Below are 9685 nucleotides of genomic sequence, written 5' to 3' on the forward strand. Positions count from 1 at the left end.
CGCCAGCAGCGCGCGGTCGCGGCCGGGGGCGGCGACGAGCGAGAGGCCGACCGGCGCGCCCTCGGCGCGCGCGGCCGGGATGCTGACCTCGCAGAGGCTGCCGAAGCCGGAGATCGCGGTGACGCCCATGGTGCGCTCGCGCACCGCCTGCTGCAGCCCGGCATCCGCGTCGAGCTTCGGCGCCGGCACCGGCGAGGTCGGGTAGACCAGCACCGCCCCGCCGGCGAGGACGCTGTGCAGCCGCGCGCGGAACAGGTCGCGGAAGCGGCGTCCCGCGGCCGCCTTGGCGGGGTCGGTCGCCTTGGCGGCGGCGAAGCGCTCGCCGACCCCGGGGCCGAATTTCGGCGCGGTGGCCTCCACCCAGGACCCGAGCGTCGCCCAGGCTTCCTCCGCCTGGACGTGGCGGAAATTCTCGAACAGCGCATCGAGCGTCTCGGGGACCAGGTGCACCGACAGCGCCGGGCCGAGCACGCGCTCCGCCGCGCCGAGCGCGGGCTGCAGCGCCGTGGCGACGCCGGGCACCGCATTGACCCAGGCCTCCTGCACCTTCAGCAGCGGGCCGAGCGGCGCCTCGCCGCCCGGCGGCAGCAGCACCTCGCCGACGCGGCGCAGGACGGAGGCGCGCGATGCGAACCAGCCGGCGGTGTCGAAGCTGGGCCCGAGGCCGCAGGCGCCGGCCAGGCTGACCGCGCCCCAGGACGGGCGGATGCCGAAGATGCCGCAATAGCTCGCCGGGATGCGCACCGACCCGCCGGTGTCGGAGCCCATCGCGAAATCCACCAGCCCGGCTGCCACCGCCGCGGCCGAACCGCAGGAGGAGCCGCCGGGGAAGCGGTCCGGGGCGGCCGGGTTCACCGGGGTGCCGTGCCAGACATTCTCGCCGGTCAGGCCATAGGCCAGCTCGACGGTCTTGGTCTTGCCGACCAGCTCGCCGCCGGCCTGCAGCAGCGCCTGCACCGCCGGCGCGGTGGCCGCAGCGACGGGATGGGTGCGTGCCCAGTCGGGATTGCCGTAGGTCGTCGGCGTGCCGGCGACGTCGTAGAGGTCCTTCACGGCGAAGGAGAGGCCCTTCAGCGGTCCGTCCGCGGCGCCGGCGATCTCCACGCGCGGCCCCGGCACGAAGGCGCCGACCTTGTCCTCGATCACCCGCGGCATCCTGCCAGCTTCCCGGATCTGCGTTACGGGGTTGAATCGTAAAGGAAACCGCCCCTGGGGACAACCGAGGGCGCGGCCAGCGGACGCCGCCCGGCTACAGCAGCGGCAGCAGCGCCGCCTTGGTCGCCACGGCCGCGACGCCGGCCAGCACCGCCGCGGCGCCCTCCGGCAGCCGCTTCGCGCAGGCGGCGAAGACGACGCCACCCGCCAGGATGGTCCAGGCCATCACCTCGCTGGCTTCCACGGCCTGGAGCCCGGCCAGGCGCTCGAACGGGGTCATGGCTGCCTCCCTCGGGTCGCTTCGCCGGTCATATGGCCGGCGGCCGTTCGGGTTCCAGCCCGGCGGTCGCGGCAGCGAGCGAGGCGCGCGGCGCGCCGGCATGGTCCCAGTTCGCCTCGTCGAGCCAGGCCGCGATCGCATCCCGCCGCGCCGGCCATTCGCTGTCCAGGATGGAGAAGAAGGCGGTGTCGCGCCGGTGGCCCTTCACCACCAGATGCGCGCGCAGCACGCCTTCCGCCACGAAGCCGAGCCGCCGCGCCGCGGCGATGGAGGGCGCGTTGAGCGCATTGCACTTCCAGACCAGCCTCCGGTAGCCGAGGTCGTCCATCGCATGCCGCATCAGCAGGAACATCGCTTCCGTCGCGGCGCGCGTGCGCTGCAGGCGGGGCGAGAACCAGATATGGCCGATCTCGATGGCGGCGTTGGCGGGCTGGATCTCCATGAGCGTCAGCCAGCCCTCGACCCGGCCGGAGCGGTGCGGGCGGACGGCCCAGGCCATCGGGTCGTGCTGCGCGGCGAAGGCCGCGACGTGGCGGCGCATGGCGGCCGCGTCGGGGAAGGGGCCGTAGCCCATATATGCCCAGCCCGCGCCGGCCGGATCGGCCTGCGCCGCCGCCCAGAGATCCTCGGCATGCCGCACCGCCAGCGGCTCGAGCGTAACGGCGGCGCCGCGATGCGGGATGCGGGCGGGCAGGGGGCGGGGGGTGGCGTCCACCGCGGGGCCGATCGGCGGGGCGGTCTTGGGCAGGTCCGGCATGGCGCGCCGAGCATGAACCCGGGCGCAGGCTTGCGCCACCGCAAGGCCATGCGACCTGCCGCGTTGCAGCATCCGCGCGACAGGCGCATCTAGGACCCCGATGAGCAGCACCGCCCCCGATCTCGCCGCCAAGCCGGCGCCTGCCGCCCCCCCCGGCTTCTTCCAGGAGCGCGTGCTGTCGGTGCATCACTGGACCGACCGGCTGTTCTCCTTCACCTGCACGCGCGATCCGTCCTTCCGCTTCGGCGCCGGGCAGTTCGCGATGATCGGCCTGATGGTGGACGGCAAGCCGCTGGTGCGCGCCTATTCGATGGTGAGCCCGCCCTGGGAGGAGCATCTCGAGTTCCTCTCCATCAAGGTGCAGCACGGCCCGCTGACCTCGCGGCTGCAGCATATCCAGCCGGGCGACCATGTGCTGATCGGGCGCAAGGCGACCGGCACGCTGGTGACCGACAATCTGCGCCCGGGCGGGGTGCTGTGGTTCTTCGCGACCGGCACCGGGCTCGCGCCCTTCATGAGCCTGATCCGCGACCCCGAGACCTATGACCGCTTCGACCGGATCGTGCTGGTGCACACGGTGCGGCAGGAGGCCGAGCTCGCCTATCGCGAGCTGATCTCGGCCGAACTGCCCGCGCATGAGCTGCTCGGCGAGCTGGCGGCGGAGAAGCTGACCTATGTCCCCTCCGTCACCCGCGAGCCCTTCGTCCGCGGCAAGCGCATCACGACGATGATCGAGGACGGCTCGCTGACCGGCGATCTCGGCCTGCCGCCGCTCTCGCCGGAGCGCGACCGGGCGATGCTGTGCGGGTCGGAGGCGATGAACGCGGATGTGCGGGCGCTGCTGGAAGCAAGGGGATTCGTGGAAGGATCCAACAACGATCCCGGCACCTACGTCGTCGAGAAAGCGTTCGTGACCAAGTAGATCGCGGCCCCCAGGCCCGCCGGATCAGCTTCGGAACAATTTCGTCTTGCGGCTTGCGCATCGCCGACCGGCCCCGTAAGTGGGCACGGGTCAAACCACGCCGGTCGCGCCGAGCGCGGACGGCGTTGCCGGAGGAAACAACATGACTGACACGACGACCGCGGCCGGGCGCCGTGGCCTGCTCAAGTTCGCCGCCGTGGGCGCCGCCGGCGCCGCCGTCCTGGCCACTCCGAATGTCAGCCGCGCCCAGACCACGACGCTGCGCTTCCAGTCCACTTGGCCGCAGCGCGACATCTTCCATGAATTCGCGCAGGACTATGTCACCCGCGTGAACAATCTCGCGGGCGGCCGCCTGCGCGTGGAGCTGCTCGCGGCCGGCGCCGTGGTCGGCGCCTTCCAGCTGCTCGACGCCGTGCATGCCGGCACGTTGGATGGCGGCCACGGCGTCTCCGCCTATTGGTTCGGCCGCAACCGCGCCTTCAGCCTGTTCGGCACCACGCCGCCCTGGTTCAACGAGGCGAACCACTTCCTCGGCTGGTTCTACTACGGCGGCGGCGAGGCGCTTTACCGTGAGCTGATGCACGACATCCTGCGGATGAACGCCATCGGCTTCCAGTCGGGCCCGATGCCGACCCAGCCGCTCGGCTGGTTCCGCAACCCGATCGAGCGCGCCGACCAGATCCGCGGCCTGCGCTACCGCACCGTCGGCCTGGCGACCGATCTCTTCAACGAGATGGGTGCGGCCGTCGTCGCGCTGCCGGGCGGCGAGATCGTCCCGGCGCTCGAGCGCGGCGTGATCGACGGCGCCGAGTTCAACAACCCCTCCTCGGACCGCGTGCTCGGCTTCGCCGACGTGGCCCGGAACTACATGATCCAGTCCTTCCACCAGCGCGTGGAGACCTTCGAGGTCCTCTGGAACCGCCAGCGCTACGAAGCCCTGCCGCAGGAGCTGCAGGCGGTGCTGCGCCATTCGGCCGAGGCGGCGTCGGCGGACATGAGCTGGAAACAGCAGGACCGGTACTCGCGCGACCTGGTGGCGTTGGCGCAGGCCGGTGTGAACGTGCGCACCACGCCGCGCACGATCCTGGACGCGCAGCTGCAGGCCTGGGACCGCGTGATCGCGCGCATGGAAGGCGACAACTCCTCGCCGGCCGCCGGGCCGTTCTTCAAGAAGGTCTGCGACAGCCAGCGCGAGTGGTGCCGCCGCGTCGGCGGGTTCTACCTCCGCTACGAAGCGAGCCCGGTGATCAGTTACAACCACTTCTTCGCGCGCGGCTGATCCAGGCCGAAGGCATCGGACGGGCCGGCCCGGGGCGACCTGGGCCGGCCCTTCTGCGCGCAAGGACGAGGCAGGTGAACGAGGCGGGCGAATGACCGACAGGGGTGCGGTGTTCCTGATCGCGGCAGTGGTCGTCGCGGCAATCGTGCTCGGCATCGCCTTCGCCCATCGCGCCGGGGTGCAGCGCGTCCTGCTCGGCATCGACCGGCTGTCGACGCTGGTGGGGCAGACCGGGTCCTGGACGATCCTCGTGCTGACGGCCGTGATCGTCTACGACGTAACCGCGCGCCGCTTCTTCCGCGCGCCCACGGATTGGGGCTACGACGCCTCCTACATGCTCTACGGCACGCTGTTCATGCTGGCCGGCGCCTATGCGCTGTCCCGCAACGGGCACGTGCGCGGCGACTTCCTGTACCGCAACTTCAGCCCCGCGCTTCAGGCCAAGTTCGACCTCACGCTCTACATCCTGTTCTTCTTCCCCGCGATCATGGCTTTCATGATCTCGGGCTACCACTTCTTCGAACTCAGCTACCTGCAGAACGAGCGCAGCTCAGTCTCGCCGGGCGGCCCGATCATCTGGCCCTTCAAGTTCCTCATCCCGGCGGTCGGCCTACTCCTGCTGCTGCAGGGCCTGGTCGAGGTCGTGCGCTGCGTGCAGTGCATCCGCAGCGGCCAGTGGCCGCAGCGCCTGTCGGATGTCGAGGAACTGGAACGCACAATTCTCGCCGCCGCGGAGGCGAAGGGCGCCGAAGCCCTGGCGGCCGAGATGGCGAAGGGCGGCGAGGAGGCGATCCTCCGCGCCGCGCATGAGGTGGAGGAGCGCGCATCGCACGACCCCGCCCCGCGCCACCGCGACCACCAGTCCTGACGCCCGCCCGCCCTCGCCCGAGACACGCAGCCGATGCTTCCGCAAGAACTCCACCAATTCATGGGGCTCACGCAGCTCATCCTGTTCCTGTTCTTCATCATGCTCGGCTTCCCCATCGCGTTCACGCTGATGGCGATGGGCCTGATCTTCGGCTACTTCGGCATGGGCGACCGGGTCTTCGACCTGCTGGTGCAGCGCACCTACGCGGTGATGTCGAACGACGTCCTGATCTCCGTGCCGCTCTTCGTCTTCATGGGCTACATCATCGAGCGGGCGAACATCCTCGACCGCCTGTTCCGGTCGCTCCAACTGGCCTCGGGCGGGCTGCCGGGATCGCTCGCTGTCGCGACCCTCGCCACCTGTGCGCTCTTCGCCACCGCCACCGGGATCGTCGGCGCGGTCGTGACGCTGATGGGGCTGCTCGCCTTCCCGGCCATGCTGCGGGCGGGCTACGACCCGCGGCTGGCGGCCGGCGTGACCTGCGCCGGCGGCTGCCTCGGCATCCTCGTGCCGCCCTCGATCATGCTGATCCTCTACGGCGCTACGGCGGGCGTGTCGGTCGTGCAGCTCTACGCCGCGGCCTTCATCCCGGGCGTCACGCTCGCGATGCTCTACATCCTCTACGCGATCGGGGTGGGCATCATCCGCCCCGAGATGGCGCCGCGCCTGCCGCCCGAGGAGCGCAACGTGCCCGTGGGCACGATCATCCTCTCGCTGCTGACGTCCTTCTTCCCCCTCGCGCTGCTGATCGCCTCCGTGCTGGGCTCGATCCTGATGGGGCTGGCGACGCCCTCCGAGGCGGCGGCGATGGGCAGCCTCGGCTCGGTCATCCTCGCCATCGCCTATCGCGCCTTCACCTGGCAGAAGCTGAAGGAAAGCGTGTTCCTCACCGCACGGACCAGCGCGATGGTCTGCTGGCTCTTCGTCGGCAGCTACATCTTCTCCTCGGTGTTCGGCTACCTCGGCGGCCAGACCGTGGTGGAGGAGTTCGTCAAGTCGCTGCCGCTCAACACCTTCACCTTCATGCTGCTGGCGCAGGTGATCATCTTCATCCTCGGCTGGCCGCTGGAATGGACGGAGATCATCGTGATCTTCGTGCCGATCTTCCTGCCGCTGCTCGACGATTTCGGCGTGAGCCCGATCTTCTTCGGCATCCTCGTCGCGCTGAACCTGCAGACGAGCTTCCTCTCGCCGCCCGTGGCGATGGCGGCCTTCTACCTGAAGGGCGTCGCGCCGCCGCATGTGAAGCTCGAGCAGATCTTCGCCGGCTGCATGCCGTTCATCTTCATCGTCATCTTCACCATGGCCATGGTCTATCTCTTCCCCGGGCTCGTCACCTGGCTGCCGGAGACGCTCTACGGCACCCCGGCGCCGACGCCCGGCGCGCCGACCATGCTCGACGCCCCGCCCGAGGGCGGCTTCCAGGAGCAGGAGGAACTGCGCCTGCCAGCCTTCAACTGAGGCCCGGGATGGCGCAGCCCTTCGACCCCGCCGGCGCGGCCCGCTGGCTCGCCGAGGCGTTCGAGACGGGCAACCCTCTCGCCGCGCTGCCGGAGGAGATCGCGCCGCGCGACCTCGGCGCGGCCGAGGAGGTCGCCGCGGCGACGCTCGCGGTGCTCGAACTGGTGCCCTGCGGCATCCGGCTGCTGCGCCGTGGCGGCACGACGCTGTCGGCGCCGATGGTGGAGGGGCGGCTGATCGGCGCCGGCAGGCCGGTCGCCACCGCCGCGCTGCGCCATGCCGAAGTCACCGCTGCCGCGATCGGCGTCCTCGCGGAACCGCTCGATCCGGACGGCGACACGCCGCCGGTCTTCGCGCGCCTGCATCCCGCGCTCGACATCGCCGCCACGCGCTTCACGGCGCCGCCCGAGGATTCCGTGACTCTCACCGCCGATCTCGCGCGCCTCGGGCTTGTCGTCGCGGGCAAGGCAAAGGCCATGGCGCCTGCAACGCTGCGGGTCGCGCTCGGCGCGAAGGGCGTCCGCGTGCGCGGCGCTGAACTCGACCTCGCCGCCGCCTTCGCCGAGGCCGCCGTCGCGGCGCGCCGTTGGGGCGGGTTGCCCGCCGGCGCGCTGCTCGTCGTCGCCGGCCTCACGCCGCCGAGGCCGCCCGAAGGCGTGCTGCGCGCAAGCCTCGGCGCGCTCGGCAGCGTCGAGGCGTCGTTCGCCTAGAGGCCGTATTCGAGCAGCGGGCGGTCCGGCTGCGACGATGCGCCTAGCGCGCCTCGGCGGGCTTGGTGACGAGCTTCTCGACGAGGCGCTGCAAGTCAGAGGGCGTGGTCTGACCGGCGACGACTTCGTGGTAGCCGATGCCGGCGCGTCGCAGCGCTTCCTTCTTCACCGCATCGCGCGCCGCGGCGGTGCCCTGGTGATGTCCGGAGCCCTGATATTCGATGGCATGCCGAGGCAGGCACTCGTCATCGATCAAGAGCAGGTCGACCCGTTTGGAATTGATGCAGCCATAGGCGGCCTGATCCTTGCTGCGAACGATCTCGCCCATCGACACCTGCGCCATCACCTGCCAGCGCGGATTGCAGGTCTCGACGAATCGTTCGAGCTCCTTCAGCACCCGCGCTTCGCTCTTGTTGAGCAGCGGCTGGATGGTGAAATCGGCCCCCATCACGATGCGTAGCTGGTCCGCGGCGTCAGGCTGCCTCAGCGGCTGATCCAGCCTGGGCCCCCACGCAGACTTCAGCAGCCCCGTCGTGCGAGACTTCCCGCTCCAGTCCGATCGGTTACGCTTCTGCCAGGCGTTACGTCGGAGCTTGGAGCGGAGCTGCTCGATCATCATCCCGGCGACAAGGCCGACAAGGAAGACAGCGACCGGCAGCGAGAGCGTCTCGGCGAGGACAGCCAGCTCGGGCGACATGACGCCAGGTTAACTTCGCGCGAAGAATGAGTCACCGAAATCGCGGGGGCGTGCGTCGACAGGACCCGGTCGGTTGCGGTCCAGCGTGCCGTGTCCGTCGCGCTCGACCTGGAGCCGATGGTTCCCTGGGTGCTATCGCGCGGCGCGCAGCGACAGGATGTAGGCGATCACGTCGTCGAGTTGCTGGCCGTCCAGCACGATGTTCGGCATGTGCGCATGCGGCGTGCGCAGGAAGGCCTGCAGCGACAGGCTCGTCGTGGCGGTCCGCTCCGCCACCGCCTGGAAGGGCGTGACACCGGGCAGCGCCGGCCCCGACCGGCCGGGGCCGATGGCGTGGCAGGAACTGCATTGGGCCTCCGCCAGGCGCCGCCCCGCCGCGGGATCGCCCTGCGCGGCCGCCGTGCCGGCGATCAACTGGAACGCCAGCGCCACCCGCCATGTCCGCATCGCCGCCTCCCACCCTGCGCGCCATGCCACCACGGCGCGCCTCGCGCGTCATTGCGGTGTCTCAAGCCGCGCCCGCCGCCGCGGTTCACGCCGGCGTCACGATCGCCTATCTGCGGCACGTCACGACCGGGAGATCGGGGAGCGATGGCGGCACGGGCCGCAACGCCGGCATTCTGCGCCCTGCTGGCCGCCGCCGCGGTCTGGCTGGCGACCGCGCATGGCTGGCGGCAAGGCACGCTGCTGCTGCTCGGCGCCGCGCTCGGCCTCGTGCTGTTCCATGCGACCTTCAGCTTCGCCGGCGGCTTCCGGCGCCTGATCGCCGAGCGGCGCGGCGTGTCGCTCCGCGCGCAGGTCGTGATGCTCGGCGTCGCGGCGCTGCTGTTCCTGCCCGTTCTCGAGGCCGGCGCGATCCTCGGCCAGCCGGTGCGCGGCTTCGTCTTCCCGGTCGGCGTCGGCCTGCTGGTCGGCGCCTTCCTGTTCGGCATCGGCATGCAGCTCGGCGGCGGCTGCGCCTCCGGCACGCTCTACACGGCGGCCGGGGGGCAGGCGCCGCGGATGTGGATCACGCTCGCGGCCTTCGTCGCCGGCGCCACCTTCGCCGCCTGGGATGCGGAACGCTGGACCGCTTGGCCCGCGCTGCCGGCGGTGTCGCTGCCCGGTTTGCTCGGCACGCCCGCCGCGTTGGGCGTGACGCTCGGCGTGCTCGCGCTTGTCTGGCTGGGCTCGGCGGCGCTGGAGCGTGCGCGGCATGGCCGCGTCGAGCCGCTCGGTTGGGGCGGCGGTGACCTGCTGCGCGGGCCCTGGCCGCTGCTGTGGGGCGCGGTGGCGCTCGCGTTGCTGAACTTCGCGACGCTGTGGCTCGCGGGGCGGCCCTGGGCGATCACGGCGGCCTTCCCGCTCTGGGGCTCGCGGGTGGTGGAATGGGCCGGCTGGGACGATCCGGCCTTCTGGCTCTACTGGGAGGATCCGACGCGCACCGAGGCGCTGCTGCGCCCGCTGCTCGCCGACCGCACCACGGTGATGGATCTCGGCCTGATGGCGGGTGCCGCGCTGGCGCCGGCGCTGGCGGGGCGCGGGCGGGTCTGGCGGCTGCCCGGCGCGGGCCCGGC

General features: G+C 71.4%; 11 protein-coding genes. 6 read left to right on the forward strand and 5 right to left on the reverse strand.

What is annotated here, in order from left to right; genetic code table 11:
* The 3 genes from L2I40_RS12350 to L2I40_RS12360 all read right to left on the reverse strand — a co-directional run.
* On the reverse strand, positions 1-1155 hold a 1155-nt coding region (locus tag L2I40_RS12350), incomplete at its 3' end, for an amidase (RefSeq protein ID WP_237215261.1).
* A gap of 94 nt (positions 1156-1249) precedes the next feature.
* Entirely contained in the window at positions 1250-1435 is a 186-nt protein-coding gene (locus tag L2I40_RS12355) for a hypothetical protein (protein WP_237215262.1), read from the reverse strand.
* 28 nt (positions 1436-1463) lie between these two features.
* Positions 1464-2192 carry a GNAT family N-acetyltransferase gene (locus L2I40_RS12360; RefSeq protein ID WP_237215263.1) on the reverse strand — a complete coding sequence of 243 codons (729 nt, stop codon included), beginning with the start codon at positions 2190-2192 and terminating at the stop codon, positions 1464-1466.
* A gap of 100 nt (positions 2193-2292) precedes the next feature.
* On the opposite strand from L2I40_RS12360, the gene L2I40_RS12365 reads away from it, so the two are divergent.
* The 5 genes from L2I40_RS12365 to L2I40_RS12385 all read left to right on the forward strand — a co-directional run bounded on the left by L2I40_RS12365 (position 2293) and on the right by L2I40_RS12385 (position 7432).
* Positions 2293-3114, forward strand: a complete 822-nt coding sequence (locus tag L2I40_RS12365) for a ferredoxin--NADP reductase (protein WP_237215264.1) — start codon at positions 2293-2295, stop codon at positions 3112-3114.
* A gap of 142 nt (positions 3115-3256) precedes the next feature.
* Positions 3257-4393 (forward strand): TRAP transporter substrate-binding protein, encoded by a 1137-nt coding sequence (locus tag L2I40_RS12370; RefSeq protein WP_237215265.1) that lies wholly within the window; start codon positions 3257-3259, stop codon positions 4391-4393.
* Positions 4394-4484: 91 nt separating this feature from the next.
* On the forward strand, positions 4485-5261 hold the full coding sequence (locus L2I40_RS12375; protein ID WP_237215266.1) for a TRAP transporter small permease subunit: 777 nt from the start codon (positions 4485-4487) through the stop codon (positions 5259-5261).
* Between the two features lie 60 nt (positions 5262-5321).
* Complete coding sequence (locus L2I40_RS12380) at positions 5322-6722, forward strand: TRAP transporter large permease (RefSeq protein WP_237215267.1); 1401 nt, start codon at positions 5322-5324, stop codon at positions 6720-6722.
* Between the two features lie 8 nt (positions 6723-6730).
* Positions 6731-7432: a hypothetical protein gene (locus tag L2I40_RS12385; RefSeq protein ID WP_237215268.1), complete on the forward strand. Its 702-nt coding sequence runs from the start codon at positions 6731-6733 to the stop codon at positions 7430-7432.
* A gap of 43 nt (positions 7433-7475) precedes the next feature.
* Here the strand turns inward: L2I40_RS12385 and L2I40_RS12390 are convergent, their stop codons facing one another.
* Positions 7476-8129 (reverse strand): DUF2726 domain-containing protein, encoded by a 654-nt coding sequence (locus L2I40_RS12390; RefSeq protein WP_237215269.1) that lies wholly within the window; start codon positions 8127-8129, stop codon positions 7476-7478.
* Between the two features lie 132 nt (positions 8130-8261).
* Entirely contained in the window at positions 8262-8576 is a 315-nt protein-coding gene (locus L2I40_RS12395) for a c-type cytochrome (RefSeq protein ID WP_237215270.1), read from the reverse strand.
* 144 nt (positions 8577-8720) lie between these two features.
* On the opposite strand from L2I40_RS12395, the gene L2I40_RS12400 reads away from it, so the two are divergent.
* Positions 8721-9685, forward strand: a 965-nt coding sequence (locus L2I40_RS12400) for a YeeE/YedE thiosulfate transporter family protein (RefSeq protein WP_237215271.1), incomplete at its 3' end; no start/stop codon positions are given.

This window comes from Falsiroseomonas oryziterrae, from assembly GCF_021864505.1.
Taxonomy (GTDB): Bacteria; Pseudomonadota; Alphaproteobacteria; order Acetobacterales; family Acetobacteraceae; genus Falsiroseomonas; species Falsiroseomonas oryziterrae.